Source organism: Veillonella parvula (assembly GCF_042850485.1).
GTDB lineage: Bacteria > Bacillota > Negativicutes > Veillonellales > Veillonellaceae > Veillonella > Veillonella parvula_Q.
In genome coordinates this window covers 2109114-2124853 of sequence record NZ_AP031417.1, presented here as the reverse complement: position 1 = coordinate 2124853, position 15740 = coordinate 2109114, and the positions used below count along the sequence as shown (strand labels likewise).

General features: G+C 38.7%; 13 protein-coding genes. 10 read left to right on the top strand and 3 right to left on the bottom strand.

All coding sequences use genetic code 11. The annotated features are described in order from the left end of the window. The first annotated feature begins 1614 nt into the window (after window positions 1–1614). From rpmH to rsmG, 8 genes are all read left to right on the top strand, one after another. Complete coding sequence (rpmH, locus tag ACGHIY_RS09720) at window positions 1615–1749, top strand: 50S ribosomal protein L34 (RefSeq protein WP_004692946.1); 135 nt, start codon at window positions 1615–1617, stop codon at window positions 1747–1749. Between the two features lie 79 nt (window positions 1750–1828). Further along, entirely contained in the window at window positions 1829–2188 is a 360-nt protein-coding gene (gene rnpA, locus ACGHIY_RS09715) for a ribonuclease P protein component (RefSeq protein WP_278460830.1), read from the top strand. Between the two features lie 48 nt (window positions 2189–2236). Continuing rightward, window positions 2237–2458 (top strand): membrane protein insertion efficiency factor YidD, encoded by a 222-nt coding sequence (yidD, locus tag ACGHIY_RS09710; RefSeq protein WP_012865047.1) that lies wholly within the window; start codon window positions 2237–2239, stop codon window positions 2456–2458. A gap of 168 nt (window positions 2459–2626) precedes the next feature. Continuing rightward, on the top strand, window positions 2627–3292 hold the full coding sequence (locus tag ACGHIY_RS09705) for a YidC/Oxa1 family membrane protein insertase (RefSeq protein WP_004692948.1): 666 nt from the start codon (window positions 2627–2629) through the stop codon (window positions 3290–3292). Window positions 3293–3301: 9 nt separating this feature from the next. Then, on the top strand, window positions 3302–4099 hold the full coding sequence (jag, locus tag ACGHIY_RS09700; protein ID WP_004692949.1) for an RNA-binding cell elongation regulator Jag/EloR: 798 nt from the start codon (window positions 3302–3304) through the stop codon (window positions 4097–4099). A gap of 189 nt (window positions 4100–4288) precedes the next feature. Further along, window positions 4289–5674: a tRNA uridine-5-carboxymethylaminomethyl(34) synthesis GTPase MnmE gene (gene mnmE, locus ACGHIY_RS09695; RefSeq protein ID WP_004698026.1), complete on the top strand. Its 1386-nt coding sequence runs from the start codon at window positions 4289–4291 to the stop codon at window positions 5672–5674. 50 nt (window positions 5675–5724) lie between these two features. Next, a complete protein-coding gene (gene mnmG, locus ACGHIY_RS09690; RefSeq protein ID WP_195213407.1) occupies window positions 5725–7596 on the top strand; it encodes a tRNA uridine-5-carboxymethylaminomethyl(34) synthesis enzyme MnmG in 1872 nt (623 codons plus the stop codon). Between the two features lie 123 nt (window positions 7597–7719). Continuing rightward, window positions 7720–8472 carry a 16S rRNA (guanine(527)-N(7))-methyltransferase RsmG gene (gene rsmG / locus ACGHIY_RS09685; protein ID WP_118091167.1) on the top strand — a complete coding sequence of 251 codons (753 nt, stop codon included), beginning with the start codon at window positions 7720–7722 and terminating at the stop codon, window positions 8470–8472. Window positions 8473–8773: 301 nt separating this feature from the next. Here the strand turns inward: rsmG and ACGHIY_RS09680 are convergent, their stop codons facing one another. The 3 genes from ACGHIY_RS09680 to ACGHIY_RS09670 are packed head-to-tail and all read right to left on the bottom strand — an operon-like array spanning window position 8774 to window position 12903. Continuing rightward, window positions 8774–9631: a methylenetetrahydrofolate reductase gene (locus tag ACGHIY_RS09680; RefSeq protein WP_270279136.1), complete on the bottom strand. Its 858-nt coding sequence runs from the start codon at window positions 9629–9631 to the stop codon at window positions 8774–8776. A gap of 21 nt (window positions 9632–9652) precedes the next feature. Continuing rightward, complete coding sequence (locus ACGHIY_RS09675; RefSeq protein ID WP_390525522.1) at window positions 9653–12088, bottom strand: homocysteine S-methyltransferase family protein; 2436 nt, start codon at window positions 12086–12088, stop codon at window positions 9653–9655. Between the two features lie 47 nt (window positions 12089–12135). Continuing rightward, entirely contained in the window at window positions 12136–12903 is a 768-nt protein-coding gene (locus ACGHIY_RS09670; protein WP_004698043.1) for a hypothetical protein, read from the bottom strand. 928 nt (window positions 12904–13831) lie between these two features. Between ACGHIY_RS09670 and ACGHIY_RS09665 the strand changes: the two genes are divergently transcribed. Both ACGHIY_RS09665 and ACGHIY_RS09660 read left to right on the top strand, forming a co-directional pair. Continuing rightward, on the top strand, window positions 13832–14602 hold the full coding sequence (locus ACGHIY_RS09665; protein ID WP_008714559.1) for a ParA family protein: 771 nt from the start codon (window positions 13832–13834) through the stop codon (window positions 14600–14602). A gap of 180 nt (window positions 14603–14782) precedes the next feature. Continuing rightward, window positions 14783–15712 (top strand): ParB/RepB/Spo0J family partition protein, encoded by a 930-nt coding sequence (locus ACGHIY_RS09660; RefSeq protein WP_390525521.1) that lies wholly within the window; start codon window positions 14783–14785, stop codon window positions 15710–15712. The last annotated feature ends 28 nt before the right edge of the window (window positions 15713–15740 follow it).

Here is a 15740-nt window from a genome sequence, read left to right as displayed (position 1 = left end):
AACTTTAGGAATAATGTGTATAACCATTGTAAAAGCTGTGGAAAAACATATTATTCCTGTGAATAACTTGTGTATAACCTGTGAATAAGTAAAAATAAAAGTCTATTTTATATAGATAATTACTGACTTTTTAGTTTTTATAGATTAAAAGAGAAAAAATGTGGATAACCTCGAAAGTTATCCATCAAAAACTTATAAAAATATATAATTTTCCCTAATTTCAAGTATGATTGTACCAAAAAATAAGTAATTTGTCATTCAATCTGTGGATAACTTTTATAAACTGTTTATAATGTATATTTTAATTTTCTCTTGGTATATCTATTACTTTTGGGATAGGAAGTGAAACTACTTTTATCGCTCCATCCTGACGCAAGTCGCTCAAAAAGTAGTTTCACTTCCCCTCCTCCAACCATATAATTTTATGATTTTTATACATATAACCAAAAAAGTAATAGATATACCTTCTATCAATCTACATTAGATCTGTTTATAAAACGTTATCAACACAACTTAAATGAAAATCGGGGAGAGAAGTCAGAGGAAATTAATAGTATCAATTGTCCCCCTTTTCTATCAAGAGGTTAAAAGGTAATATTTGTTAAATCTTAGATCCGTATTCTGAAAGACTTTTAGATTTCCTATAAAAACTGATACTACTTTTTATACTGGTGGTAGGTGTATTAGTAATCATTAGAGTGTGTTAGGAGCAGGAATAGATGTGGATTTTTGACCGACTTACGATGAGTATGGAGGGAGAAAACCACATCTATTCCTCCCCTCTCTTCAAATAGAGATAAAAACATAAATTTGCCAAAGTATAAAAAAATTTGAATTGTGAGTTCTTGTATGTTGATAAATTGATGTTACGTTTACATCGTGTAGTGGTGTTGAGGATGACATTAGGGTTGTCTTAGGGAGGGAATATAGGGTCCTTTTGAGCGACTTTACGATGAGTATGGAGCGATGAAGGAGCCCTATATTCCTCCCCCTGGAAACGTAACATCAATTATTCCTATTTCCTCTCTCCTCAAGAGGTTAAAAGGTAAGATTTGTTAAATCTTAGATCTGTATTCTGAAAGACTTTTAGATTTCCTATAAAAACTGATACTACTTTTTATACTGGTGGTAGGTGTATGAGTAGTCATTAGAGTGTGTTAGGAGCAGGAATAGATATGGATTTTTGACCGACTTACGATGAGTATGGAGGGAGAAAACCACATCTATTCCTCCCCTCTCTTCAACTAGAGATTAAAATGTAAATTTGTCTAATATAAAAAAATTAAGGTTGTGAGTTCTTGTATGCTGATATTGATGTTACGTTTACATCGTGCAGTGGTGTTGAAGGTGAAATTAGGGTTGCCTTAGGAGGGAATATAGGGTCCTTTTGAGCGACTTTACGATGAGTATGGAGCGATGAAGGAGCCCTATATTCCTCCCCCTGGAAACGTAACATCAATTACAGGATAAAATGTGTAGTAGAATTATTTTCAGAAATACAAGAACTCACAGCAGAACCCCTTTATTATATTGACAAATTTACGTTTTACCTCTATAATTACCCTGTTATGGTATAAGTAAAACAATACAGAATGACGAGGAGGTGTTTTACTAATGAAACGTACTTACCAACCAAATACTCTTTGGAGAAAACGTACCCATGGTTTCCGTGAACGCATGAAAACTATTGGTGGCCGTCTCGTTTTGAAAAGAAGACGTGCAAAAGGCAGAAAACGCTTATCTGCATAATATAATAGCTGTTAGGCAGGAGAAAAAACTTGGCGCTGCTGCCAAGTTTTTCTATTCTTAGGACTTAAGGACAATGCATATGGATTATTGCCTTGATAAAGCAAGACGACTGACGCACAATAATGAATATCGCCTTGTGTATAAGCACGGAAAATACGAAGTAGGCCGTATGTGTGTACTGTATCGTATGCCCGTGGCAAAGCAACCTACGCGCATTGGTTTTGTAACAGGCAAAAAGGTTGGTTGTGCAGTGGAGCGCAACCGAGCTAGACGCCTGATGAAAGAGGTATATCGCCTCAATCAGCATGCCATTCGCGAAGGGTATCATATCGTAATTGTTGGACGTGGCCCTCTGAAAAACGCTACCTACGAAAAAGCGGAAAAGGAGATTTTGTATCTCTTGCGGAAAAGCAAATTATTGATACAAAATAATAAATAGGACCACAAGTTAGAGGCTTTGGTCCTTTTTGTGTATATGGAGGTTTCCATGAAACGCTGTATAACCATGCTTTTACGACTTTTAATTAGGTTTTATCAGCTCGCCATATCTCCCTTAAAACCTGGATGTTGCCGTTATTATCCGACATGTTCCACATATACTCTGCAGGCCATCGAAAAATATGGTCCTTTGAAAGGTAGCTGGATGGGTTTAAAACGCATTCTTCGCTGTCATCCTTTCCATAAGGGTGGCTACGATCCAGTTCCCTAACCCACGTGGGATTAGGCTGGATGCGTTCTGTGAAAGTTACTTTCACAAAAACCATCGAGCACAGTTTTGGAAATACCTGAGCATCTGTATGGATGAAATTTAGACCATACCATAACGATATATAGATGCGCAAAGGACGATTTCGGACTGTATGAAAAAGGAGAAACAATGGACTTTTTAAGTGGTATTTTCCAACCTATCGTTGATTTAATGAGCACATTGGTAACTTATGCGTTCCAATTGACTCAAATGATAGGTTATCCAAGCTACGGTGTGGCTATTATCCTTTTAACAATCGTTATTAAAGCGATTTTGGCACCACTTACTGTTAAGCAAATCAAATCCATGAAGGCTATGCAAGAATTGCAGCCTCGCATGAAACAATTGCAAGATAAATACAAAAACGATCCTGCAAAACTGCAAGCGGAAATGGGTGCATTGTACAAAGAAATGGGCGTTAACCCATTGGCTGGTTGCTTGCCATTGTTGGTACAAATGCCATTCTTGATCGCGATTTACTGGGCTTTGAAAGATTACCCATACGATCCAAACTTTGTACAATTCTTGTGGTTGCCTAGCCTTGGCGATCCAGATCCAATGTATATCTTACCTATTTTGAGTGCATTATCCACATGGGTTATGTCTCGTCAAACTAGTAATGGTGCAACTGGTGCAGCTGCGCAACAACAAAAGATTATGACAATCTTTATGCCTTTATTCATTGGTTACATTTCTTTGAGCTTCCCATCTGGTCTCGTTATCTACTGGGTAGTTTCTAACGTATTCCAATTGATTCAACAGCATTTCATTTACAAAAATTTGAACGCTAAGTAGGAGGCAATTATGGAATTTATCGATGTATCTGCTAAAACCATTGAAGATGCCATTGCTAAAGGTGTAGCTCAATTAGCCGCTGAAGGCCAAGAATTGGTAGAAACTAAAGTCTTAGAACAACCTTCTAGTGGATTTTTAGGCATTGGTCGTAAACCAGCAGTTGTTCGCTTATTCTTCACTGCTTTGGCTCAATCTGCTACTGCAAAAGAAGTAGCTAACGCAGAAGAACAATCTGTAGCTATTGCTTCCGAACCAGTGGCAACAAGCGAAACAGAAGTACAAGATATAGCAGTTGAAACTTCTGAAAGTACTGTAACGGAAAAACCTTCTAAAAAAGAACTTTCAAAAGAAGATCAACAAGAAATTGCTGAAAAAGGTAAACAATTCCTAGATGATATGTTTACACAAATGGGCCTTACTGTGGTTATCGAAAAGATGATGACCAAAGACAAGATTACATTCCAAGTACATGGCGAAGATTTAGGTATTTTGATAGGCAAACATGGTCAAACCTTGGATGCTATTCAATACTTAACAAATCTCGTGGCTCACAAGGATGTATCTGGCCACTGCCATATCGTGGTAGATGTGGAAAACTATCGTTCTCGCCGAGAAGAAACATTGGTAAATCTCGCGAAACGTTTGGCTTCTAAGGTGAAACGTAACCGTCAAAAGGTTTCCTTAGAACCGATGAATGCTTTTGAACGTAAAATCATTCATACTGCCCTTCAAGGGGATAAAAACGTTGTTACCAACAGTGAAGGGGATGAACCATTCCGTCACGTTGTGATTTCGTACAAAAAATAAAATATAGTAGTGCAGCTTTCAAGTAACTGATATCCTCGGTTGCTTGAGGGCTGTTCCCTTTATTCTTTAGGTTATGGTGAAAGCTAACCTAAGTTAATCTTCGCATGCAAAGATTAGTTTAGTTTAACTTTCACAGGCGAAGAACATATACAAAAATAAATACTAGATAATCGAAATACGGAGATATGTATGTATATAGATGATACAATAGCGGCCATTGCGACACCGCCCGGCATCGGTGGGGTTGGTATTATTCGGGTCAGCGGCAAGGATAGTTTTCCTATTGTAAATAGCCTGTTCAAGAGCGTTGGCACCGTTCCTTTGATGGACCGCCAAAATAGAACGATACAATATGGGACCATTGTGGACCCTGCAACTAACAAGACCATCGACGAGGTTCTTGTGTTATTAATGAAAGGTCCTCATTCCTACACGGCAGAGGATGTAGTGGAAATTCAGTGTCACGGCGGCATTGTGCCAGTTCGACAAATTCTAAAATTGCTCGTCAATCACAATGTACGCATGGCTGAGGCCGGTGAATTTACGAAGCGTGCCTTTATGAACGGACGTATCGACCTCACCCAAGCGGAGGCGATCATTGATATTATTGAAGCGAAAACGGAGGACTCTCTCTCCCTCGCTGTGGCACAGCTAGATGGGACTGTTTCATCCTTTGTGAAAGATGTGCGAGAACAGCTCATCGCCATGATTGCTCATTTAGAGGTAACCATCGACTATCCTGAGGAGGATATCGAGGACGTAACGAGCCAAGAGGTTCGTGATCAATTACAGCCTATTTTGAAAGCCATGGATGATCTCTTGTCCACAGCGAATACAGGTCGCCTCATTCGAGATGGTATTACGACGGTTATTGTGGGTCGTCCAAATGCAGGTAAATCGAGCCTCATGAACGCTCTTTTGCGCGAAAACCGCGCTATCGTAACGGATATTCCGGGGACGACGCGGGACAGCATTGAAGAATATATGACCGTAGAAGGCATTTCTCTACGCCTCATCGATACGGCAGGTATTCGGGATACACAAGATACGGTAGAAGCCCTTGGTGTGGAGCGTGCTCGTGATTATATCAACAAAGCAGACATCGTGCTCTGCGTTATTGACGGATCTACTCCGTTAAACCCTGAAGAAATCGAAATTTTGACCTCTGTGAGCGGTTTAAATACCATCGTACTCCTCAATAAGTCCGACGTGGCACAAGTCGTTACAGATGAAAATATTAAAGAACACGGCACCTTTACAGCCATAGAACGCATCAGTGCTAAAGAAGGCGAAGGCTCTGCAGTTCTTTCCAAATGGGTGCAAGAACTCGTCTACGGCGGTCGCGTAAAACAAGACAACAGCGCCATGATTAGTAACGTGCGCCACATTAGCCTTATGGAACAAGCAAAGGTACAAGTCGAACAAGCCCTCTCCTCCATTGATATGGGCATGCCAGTAGACTTTGTAGCTACCGACTTGCGTAGCGCTTGGGAACTACTAGGCGACATCACAGGCGATACAATCCGAGAATCCATGATCGACGAACTATTCAGTCGTTTTTGTCTAGGGAAATGATTTAAACTTTCACAATAAGATAAGTAACAAATATAAGGAATTTAATTGATATGTACACAGTAGATAATTATGATGTCATCGTCATCGGCGGTGGTCATGCTGGTTGTGAGGCGGCTCTCGCTACTGCCCGCATGGGTCATCGCACGTTGATGGCGACCATCAGTTTAGATAATATTGCGCTTATGCCGTGCAACCCTGCCGTGGGTGGTCCTGGTAAAAGCCATCTTGTTTACGAAGTTGACGCATTAGGCGGTCAAATGGGTATCAATGCGGACGCTACGGCTATTCAAATGCGTATGCTCAATATGGGTAAGGGACCTGCCGTTCATTCTTTGCGTTGTCAATCCGACAAGATTAAATATCAACATTTGATGAAACAAACATTGGAGAATACAGATAATCTTAATGTTAAGCAAATCATGGTGACAGAGCTTAAGGTGGAGGATGGCAAGGTCACAGGTATCGTTACGGAGCTTGGTGAATTTTATGGCGCTAAGGCTGTTATTCTTTGTACAGGTACCTATTTGAAAGGTAAAATCCTCATCGGCGATATCGATTATGTGGGCGGTCCAAATGGTCAACGCGTAGCGGAACATTTCTCTCAATCCTTGCTCGATAATGGTGTTGAATTGATGCGCTTTAAGACGGGTACACCAGCACGTGTAGATAAACGTACTTTAAACCTCGAAAATATGGTAGTTCAAGAAGGCGATGCACATCATCACGCATTTTCCTTCATGGATGAATGGATTAACCGTAATGAAGATGTATGTTGGTTGACCTATACTAACAAAGAAACGCACGAAATCATTCATAGCAATATTCACCGCGCTCCTATGTATAGTGGAAAAATTGAAGGCGTAGGCCCTCGTTACTGCCCTTCCATCGAAGATAAAGTAGTGCGCTTTGCCGATAAAGAACGCCATCAATTATTCGTAGAGCCAGAAGGTACAGGCACAAATGAAATGTACGTTCAAGGCATGAGTACATCTCTTCCAATGGATGTACAATATGCGTTCTTGCGTACTATTCCAGGACTTGAGAATGTTGAAATTATGCGCCCTGCCTATGCTATCGAATACGATTGCTTGAATCCAACGCAATTGACACCAGCACTTCAAGTGAAACATATTGAAGGCCTCTACTCTGCAGGTCAAGCCAATGGTACATCTGGCTATGAAGAAGCGGCTGCTCAAGGCCTCATGGCTGGTATCAACGCAGCATTGTGGCTTGAAGGTAAAGAACCGTTCATCCTTGCTCGCTCTGAAGCGTACATCGGTGTTCTCATCGATGATCTTGTAACAAAAGGTACAAATGAACCGTACCGCATGATGACAAGCCGCAGTGAATACCGCTTATTGCTTCGTCAAGATAATGCAGACATGCGTCTTACGGAAAAAGGCCGTGAAATCGGTCTTGTAAAAGATGATCGTTGGGCTAAATTTACAGCTAAAAAAGCTGCTATCGAAGAAGCAATGGATATGTTACGAAATACACCTGTCAATCCATCCAAGGAAACACAAGCTTTGCTTGAAAGTTTAGGTACAGCACCTATTAGAACAGGTATTCACGCTTATGATTTAGTAAAACGTAACGAACTCTCTTACGCCATCGTAGCCGATGCATTTGGTTTGAAACGCTATACACCTGACGTAGAGGAAGCTGTCGACATTTCCATTACCTACGAAGGTTATATCAAAAAGCAAATGGAGCAAGTCGATAAGGTTCGTAAACTAGAAGAAAAAATTCTTCCAAAAGAATGGGACTATACACAAATCAAGGGTATTTCCCTTGAAGCTCAACAAAAGCTCAACAAAATTCGCCCTCACTCCATCGGCCAAGCAAGCCGTATCTCTGGCGTATCCCCTGCGGACGTATCTGTTCTGTTAATCCAACTCGAACAATACAACAGAAGTAAATAAAATAGTATGTAATAACATGCATTTTATATGAACTTTTTAGAAGATATTTCTTACAGATTTTAAAAGATATTTCCTACAGATTTTATTGTCCTATACATATTAGACAATTCATTAGGAGTACTTATGAAAGAAAAATACGATGTGCCTATAGCACCTCAGTCTGAATTTGTTTCGTACATGATGGAGCAAATGAGTCATTTTGGCTTGCCTTGTACGGAAGAGCAAGCAAAAGACTTTTACATGTATTATGCGCATATGATTGAAACAAATAAATATCTCAATTTAACGGGTATTACGGATATGAAAGAGGTCGTGGTTAAGCACATGATTGACTCCCTCTCCTGTTATGATTCTGAAATTATCAAATCTGGCATGACGATTATCGATGTTGGTACCGGTGCAGGTTTTCCTGGTATTCCATTGGCTATCTATGACCGTAGCCTCAAGGTTACCCTGTTTGATTCTTTGAAAAAACGGCTTACCTTTTTGGAATCGGTTATAGATGAACTAAACCTGACGAACTGTACTACCTTACACGGACGTGCGGAGGATTTGAGTCATCAAGATTACCGTGAAAGCTTCGATATTGCTACGAGCCGTGCCGTGGCACGCTTGCCGATTCTTTTAGAATGGACTGTGCCATATGTAAAAGAAGGTGGCTACGTCGTTGCTTTAAAAGGCGCTATCTACGAAGAAGAAGTTAAAGAATCTAATAAAGCCCTTAGCAAACTAAAAGCTACTATCGAAGAAGTAAGAACCGTTACTTTGCCAACCTTAGAGGATAAACGAGCAATCGTGTATATAAAGAAAATTGGAAAAACACCAAAACAATATCCACGAAAACCAAAAGAAATCAAAGACAAACCGTTAGTATAGCAGTTGATGATTTAGGCGTAGAAACTAATATAAATTAATATAACTAAACCCCATGCTACATAAATAAAAAGAGGATGCAAATCTTAGATCTGCATCCTCTTTTCCTTTTCTTAGTAACGAATTAGTTTGGATTCCCTCCCCCACCCTATATCTATTAAATGATATCGTTTACGACAAAATTATATATTTTGTTCACTATATGAGGCGGAGATAAAGATACATATAACACCTTTCCCTAAGAACGACTTAGTTCACTATGGAGGTCGTGGGAAAGGTGTTATATGTTAATCTCAGAATGACTTTATACGTGATCAATAATATATAATGTTGTATCGATATCATTTAAAGGCATAATATGTACGCCTGCTGCTATTTTCTTGATTTGTTCAAGTGTTTCGATTGCGATTTCTGTACCCGCTTCTTTACCACCTTTTTCCATGCGGTCCAAGATTTCTTGAGTAAGGTTAATTCCAGGCACTTTTTCATGGAGGTATGTAGCCATTTTAAAGCTTTTAAGTGGAATCAAACCTAGCATGATAGGTACATCGAATTCAGACATCTTGTCAATGTAGCGTTTTGCCTGTTCTAAATCGTAAATTGGTTGTGTTTGTACAAAGTGAGCGCCATTTTGAATTTTAGCAGCTAATTTTTGGCGTTCAATCTCTAAATCTAGAGCACCAGGATTACCAGTTGCACCGATGTAGAAGTTTGTAGGTGCGTCTAGGTCATTACCTGCAAGGTCTTTGCCTGCATTTAATGTTTTAGCGATGTTGAGTAGTCCCATACAGTCGACTTCAAATACGGATTGTGCAAATGGATGGTCCCCATTATCTGGTTTATCACCAGTGAGTGTTAAAATATTATGCACGCCCAAAGCTGCTGCACCGAGTAATTCGGATTGCAATCCGATAATATTACGGTCGCGGCATGTAAGGTGGAAAATAGTTTCAATTTCTTTGTTATGTTGTAACAAATAAGAAAGAGAAATTGGGCTCATGCGCATTTTGGACATAGGGCTATCAGCGATGTTGATAGCATCCACCTTCCCTTTCAAACGGGCTGCTTGTTCGAAGGTCTTTTCTGCAGAACTGCTTTTAGGAGGATCCAATTCAACAGTAATGGTGAACTGCCCTTGTTGATGTTTTTCTCTTAATGTCATCATGTACCTCGTTACTATAAATTATTTTTCTAGTGTTTCAAAAAAGTCGTTAGCGTGGTTAACAGCAGCGATGCCGTCTTTAGCGTAGATATCTGCACCTGCTTGGTCTGCGTAGTCTTGAGATACTACAGCGCCACCAACCATGACCTTAGTTTTAAGGCCTGCTGCACGGATAGCAGCGATAGTATTGTCGATTTGTGGCATTGTAGTCGTCATCAAGGAACAGATGCCAACGAGGGCAGCCTTGTTATCTTTAATGGCTTGTACAATCACTTCTGGATCAACGTCCTTACCAAGGTCGACGATTTTGTAGCCATTGTTTTCGAGCAATGCTGCTACGATGTTTTTACCTAAATCGTGAATGTCGCCTTTAACTGTAGCCACGACAACGGTGCCTTTATCTAAACTTTCACTAGCAGGAATAATTTCTTTAATGGTGTTGAAAGCAGCCTGCATTGTTTCAGCAGCAAGCATTACTTGTGGTAAGAATAACTTACCAGAACCAAACTTATCCCCTACTACGTTCATCGCTTCCGATAAGCCTTTTTTCGTAAGATCTAATGGATCGATACCATCTGCTAAGGCTTTTTTTACAAGATCAATGATAGCCTCTTTTTCGCCTTGTTCTACACATGCGCGAATATTGGCTAAAGGATCATTACTATCGAAGGACTTTTTATCTGGCCCTTTAGGAGCAGAGTTACCAGGAGCGGTAGTTTCGTCTTCATAGCCGTATTCTTTAATAAATTCAGCAGAACCTGGGTCCCAGCCTAGTAAGGTAGTACTAGATACAAATGCTTTTTTGGCTGGATAATTGAGTGGATTCATAATCGGTGTTGTTAAGCCACATGCAAGGGCCATAGTTAAGAATTGGCCGTTCAAATATGGACGTTGAGGCATGCCGAAGGAGATATTGGACAAGCCCATTACTGTTGGGAAGCCAAATTTTTCTTTATATAATTGTAGCGTACGCAATGTTTGGCGTGCACTATCTTCCCCGCTGGCAAGTGTTAATACTAATGGATCGAGTAATAAGTCATGTGGTTGAAGACCATAACCGTAAGCACGATTTACGATACTTTCAGCTAAAGCAACGCGATCTTCTGCTTTTTCAGGTAAGTCACCACTACAAATTGGCAAGCAAAGCAATGCTGCACCATACCGTTTAGCCAAAGGCATTACGTGCGTAATAGACTCCTCCTCCCCATTTACAGAGTTGATGAGGGCACGACCTGGATAGTTTTTAAGCGCTATTTCCATAGCTACTGGGTCTAATGTGTCAATGGATAATGGTGTTTCTACGAGCATGGATAACTCGAAAATGGCACGTTCCATTAAGGGTGATTGATCCATGCCAGCTACGCCCATGTTTACATCGAGGATATCTGCGCCAGCTTCTACTTGATCCAACGCATCACGTTTAACACGGATGAAAGAGCCATCGCGCAATTCTTGAGCGAGGACTTTACGGCCAGTTGGATTAATACGTTCGCCAATGATAAGTGGTTTTGTATGATGGCCTAATTCTAAAAGTTTAGTACGGCTTGTAATAATTGTTTTAGGTGCAATGTGGGCGCGTTCTTTTGGCGTATGAGCTTTCACAGCATCGGAAATAGATTGAATATGAGCTGGTGTTGTACCACAGCAGCCGCCAACATAGCTTGCACCAGCGTCAACAATTAGAAGCATCAAAGGCCCCATCTCTTCAGCTGAAAGTGGGAATACAGTTTGTTTATTTATTAATTGAGGCATACCGGCATTTGGCTGACAGCTTATTGGTAAATTTGTAACGCTTGCAATCTCTTCGATAAGAGGTGTGATTTGCTCAGGCCCAAGGGAACAGTTGATACCAATGATATCAGCCCCCATAGCTTCTACAATAGTAGTTGCTACTGCTGGCGGTGTACCTGTAATAGTACGACCGTCTTCACTGAAAGAAAATTGACAAATGATTTGTACATCATCCTTTGTCTTTCCTGCTGCTTCACGAGCATCTAAAGAAGCTAATAAAGCGGCACGCATTTCCTGTACGTCGATGATAGTTTCAATGATAATAAAATCAACGCCACCTTCGATTAATGCTTCGGCTTGTTCACGATATGTATCATAGATGGAGTCAAAGCTCATATTGCCTAATGGTTGTAAAAAACGACCTGTAGGACCCATAGAACCTGCTACACGAGCAGTTGGTTTATTCTCTGCAATGGCTTCTTTTGCTACCTTCACAGCTGCAATATTGATTTCTCTTACGCGATCCTGCAAGTCATAATCTTCTAATTTAAGACCACAAGCACCGAATGTATTGGTAGTGATTACATCACTGCCATGTTGTAAGTATTGAACATGAATATCCTTTACTACTTCTGGTCTTTCAATATTAAATAGCTCTGGACAATAGCCCTCTTCTAAGCCTGCCGCTTGAAGCATTGTGCCCATAGCACCGTCAAATATATACATAAACATCTTCCTTTAACATCCTAAATTACAATGTTTCACGTGAAACACTATTGTATTGGTTGCCCCTTCATGGCAATACCAGAAATGTCGGCAGTGGTTTTACTACCTTCCTCTTCTCCCCCATCTTGGGTGTTGACTGTTGCCTTCTCTGGTAATTTTCGAGATGCACAGTTTTGTTGTGAACAAGATGTACAGCCTCGTTTAGTTTTAATATCTTCGTTTGCTGGCATTAAACCGATGATAGCCGTTACAGACTTACGTGGGAATAATAAATAGTTCTCTGTTACTTGTAAGCCAATCATCTCTGTTTTGATAATTTTAGCTAATTGTGGTTGAATTTCTAGTGGCCAGTTGCCATAACCAGGGCTAAAACGCCAAGTTGGCTTATAGCCTTGTTTTTTAGCAATTGTATTGATTACTTCGTTTACCTGATCAGCTACCTGTTCTACAGCAGTTGTGGCTGCTGCATCAAGTAATAAGCCTACCGTATAGTTACCTTGTTTAAATAACTGCTCACTACGAATTTCTACATCTTCTCCAACTGTTACACCTAATACGTATACTTTAGTAGATTTTTCTAGATGTTTTTCAATGATAGACCCTTCAATTTTAAGCGGTGGATTGCTTAAAATTGTTTTTGTTTCTGCATCGTAATCATATTCTTGATATACACCCCTAGGTGTAGCCAATAATTGGATTTCCTTACATGCTTCGTCAACATAGTTTTGTGGGAAATCCTCAGCGTGACGAAGTCCTGCGTATCGTTTTACTTCTGCTTTATCGATGGCAGGAAGCATTCCGTTATAGATGGGCATAGAAACGCCTCCTCTTCAAAATAAAAAGCTCTGCGTGTCCGTAGAGCGTGTGCTTACTGTTATTAATTGTATATATAAATCTTATAGAGTGATTTTTCTAGACTCTTAAGATTATCAATCTAATTACTATCTAACTAATAGTATATAGATATGAATAATACCTGTCAAAGTATATGGGGTCTGTATTCTCATATAATTTAGTAGTATATAGGTATAGTTTAAAGTTATATCAAAATGATTTTTTGATCGTAAAAGTTATTGTCGATGAAGTTTTTATGTACTTAATGTTAATCTTAATGTTTCACGTGAAACAATTTGTTAAATATAATCTAATAGTTTGTGATGAGTATATAAGTATATTAATATTAGTATAGTAAATTACATTTCGTATATTATTGTTATATATAATGTTACCGATCAAAAGTTGATTACTTTATACCTTTCGCTAATGGTGTTGTTCTATAAATAAAAAAGATGATATAAAATAATTTTGTGTATATTTGTCTATTGGTATAGATTTATATTAATATGATAATTTTTTACTGTAAAATTTTTTATTAATTTTATAACTTAATTTTTGCGTTAGATTTTAATCCTTAAATGTTTCACGTGAAACATTTAATCGTAAAACTTATAAAACATTTGATGTAATTTTTCTTATTTTGTGTTGTACTATATAGTAAAGGAATAAATTGCTATGTTTCACGTGAAACAATAAAAAATAAGTGTTGTAATTATATTAATGAAGTTATTTACCTATAAGTTTATGTGCGTAATATAAATGTAAGTGGGAAAAATGTAGTAGATAAATAAAATAATATAGTAGATAAAAAATTAATGAGAATTTGATTTATAAATACCGTAATTAGCATTGTTTTATGTTATAATGGAAAAGAAATATTTTGAACGAAGATGTGAGGTGAATTAAGTGGGCAAAGTTATAGCTATTACTAATCAAAAAGGCGGTGTTGGTAAAACTACAACATCAGTAAATTTGAGTGCTTGTTTAGCTGATGCAGGTAAACAAGTGTTACTGGTTGATTTGGATCCACAAGGTAATGCTAGTTCTGGGTTAGGTATTGAAAAGGATGATTTAGAGCTCTGTGTGCATGATGTTCTAATTGATGGGGAACCAATTGCTGATATTGTACAACCTACAATGCTTGAAAACCTATTTGTGGCGCCTGCAACAATTCAACTAGCTGGTGCTGAAGTAGAACTAGTTTCCGTTGTTTCACGTGAAACAATGTTGAAAAAAGCATTGGCGTCAGTACGAGATACATATGATTTTATCGTCATTGACTGTCCACCATCTCTCGGGTTATTAACATTAAATGCCTTCACTGCTGCTGATAGTGTATTGATTCCGATTCAAAGTGAATTTTACGCATTGGAAGGGGTTAGTCAATTAGTTAAAACGATAACAATTGTACAACAAACATCAAATAAGGATCTTGAAATTGAAGGCGTACTATTGACTATGTTTGATGGCCGCACAAATTTATCTATTCAAGTAGCCGATGAAGTAAAAAAATTCTTTGGCAATAAAGTATATAAAACAATTATTCCTCGTAATGTACGTTTAAGTGAGGCGCCTAGTTATGGGGAGCCAATCATTGTATATGATCCAAAATCCAAAGGTGCTGATGTATATACGAAATTAGCTAAAGAGGTAATTAAAGCATCTAAAACTAAATAAGCACTAGAGATAAATAAGTATTAAAGCTCAATAAACACAAAAGCGAAGTAAGTACCTAAAGGTAATAAGTATCTGGTAATATGTAGGTATCTAATGCTAAGTAAAGTAGTTTTTGGTGGTTTTTGTGATTTACATATTTTAAATTTGTAAATATTTGTAAGTCCGAGAGAGGTTAGTTGTATGCCAAGAGAAATTAAAAGCAAAAAAAGCAAAGTGTCTGGATTGGGGAAGGGCCTTGAGAATTTAATGAAGGTTGACTCTGTAGAGTCTGTATTGCCTGATAAGGAGATACATGAACTACCGATTTCTGAGCTAGTTCCAAATGTAGATCAACCTCGTAAAAGTTTTGATGAAGATAGTCTAGCTACATTGGCTGAATCAATTAAGAATCTTGGTATTTTCCAACCTATTGTAGTTCGTAAACAAAAGAATAAATATCAAATTGTGGCTGGTGAGCGCCGTTATCGTGCTGCTATGATTGCTGGATTGAAAACAGTACCAGTTATTGTTAAAAAATATAATACCGAAGAAATGACAGAGGTTGCTCTTGTAGAGAACCTACAACGTGAAGGATTAGATCCCATTGAAGAAGCATTGGCTTATCAAGGATTGATGGATACTTATAAGCAAACGCAAGAAATGATTTCTGCTCGTCTTGGCCGTAGCCGTTCATATATTGCTAATATGGTTCGTCTTTTAAAATTATGTGATTCTGTACAAAAGGATCTTATCGAAGGTGATTTAACGGTTGGTCAAGCTCGTCCATTATTAGCGTTAAGAAGTGCAGCTCAACAAATAGAAGCAGCTGAACGTATTAAAGAGGGTGAGCTAAGTGCTAGACAAGCAGAGGCCCTTGTTAAGTCTATGCAAAATAAATCGTCTAAAGCAAAGACTGGTAAACCTCAAAATACGGCAGAGGTTCGTGCCCTAATGGACCGTTTAAAACTAAGCTTAGGGTCCCCTGTGAATATTAAATTCCGTGCAGGCAAAAAAGTACAAGGAAAAATTGAAATTGCTTTCTCCTCTGAAGCTGAATTAGAAAGACTTATTGCATATATGGATGGGCAAGATCAAACAGAAGATGCGGAAACAATAGAGTTTAGAGTATAATTGGCTAGCAAAAGCAAAAGCAAAAGCA

Excerpts from the sequence above, each read along its gene's own strand:
- ACGHIY_RS09670 (WP_004698043.1), bottom strand. The coding sequence starts at position 12,903 with ATGCCCATCTATAACGGAATGCTTCCTGCCATCGATAAAGCAGAAGTA.
- yidD (WP_012865047.1), top strand. The coding sequence starts at position 2,237 with ATGAAACGCTGTATAACCATGCTTTTACGACTTTTAATTAGGTTTTAT.
- ACGHIY_RS09675 (WP_390525522.1), bottom strand. The coding sequence starts at position 12,088 with ATGTATATATTTGACGGTGCTATGGGCACAATGCTTCAAGCGGCAGGC.
- mnmE (WP_004698026.1), top strand. The coding sequence starts at position 4,289 with ATGTATATAGATGATACAATAGCGGCCATTGCGACACCGCCCGGCATC.
- mnmG (WP_195213407.1), top strand. The coding sequence starts at position 5,725 with ATGTACACAGTAGATAATTATGATGTCATCGTCATCGGCGGTGGTCAT.
- rsmG (WP_118091167.1), top strand. The coding sequence starts at position 7,720 with ATGAAAGAAAAATACGATGTGCCTATAGCACCTCAGTCTGAATTTGTT.
- ACGHIY_RS09680 (WP_270279136.1), bottom strand. The coding sequence starts at position 9,631 with ATGACATTAAGAGAAAAACATCAACAAGGGCAGTTCACCATTACTGTT.
- ACGHIY_RS09660 (WP_390525521.1), top strand. The coding sequence starts at position 14,783 with ATGCCAAGAGAAATTAAAAGCAAAAAAAGCAAAGTGTCTGGATTGGGG.
- rpmH (WP_004692946.1), top strand. The coding sequence starts at position 1,615 with ATGAAACGTACTTACCAACCAAATACTCTTTGGAGAAAACGTACCCAT.
- ACGHIY_RS09705 (WP_004692948.1), top strand. The coding sequence starts at position 2,627 with ATGGACTTTTTAAGTGGTATTTTCCAACCTATCGTTGATTTAATGAGC.
- rnpA (WP_278460830.1), top strand. The coding sequence starts at position 1,829 with ATGGATTATTGCCTTGATAAAGCAAGACGACTGACGCACAATAATGAA.
- jag (WP_004692949.1), top strand. The coding sequence starts at position 3,302 with ATGGAATTTATCGATGTATCTGCTAAAACCATTGAAGATGCCATTGCT.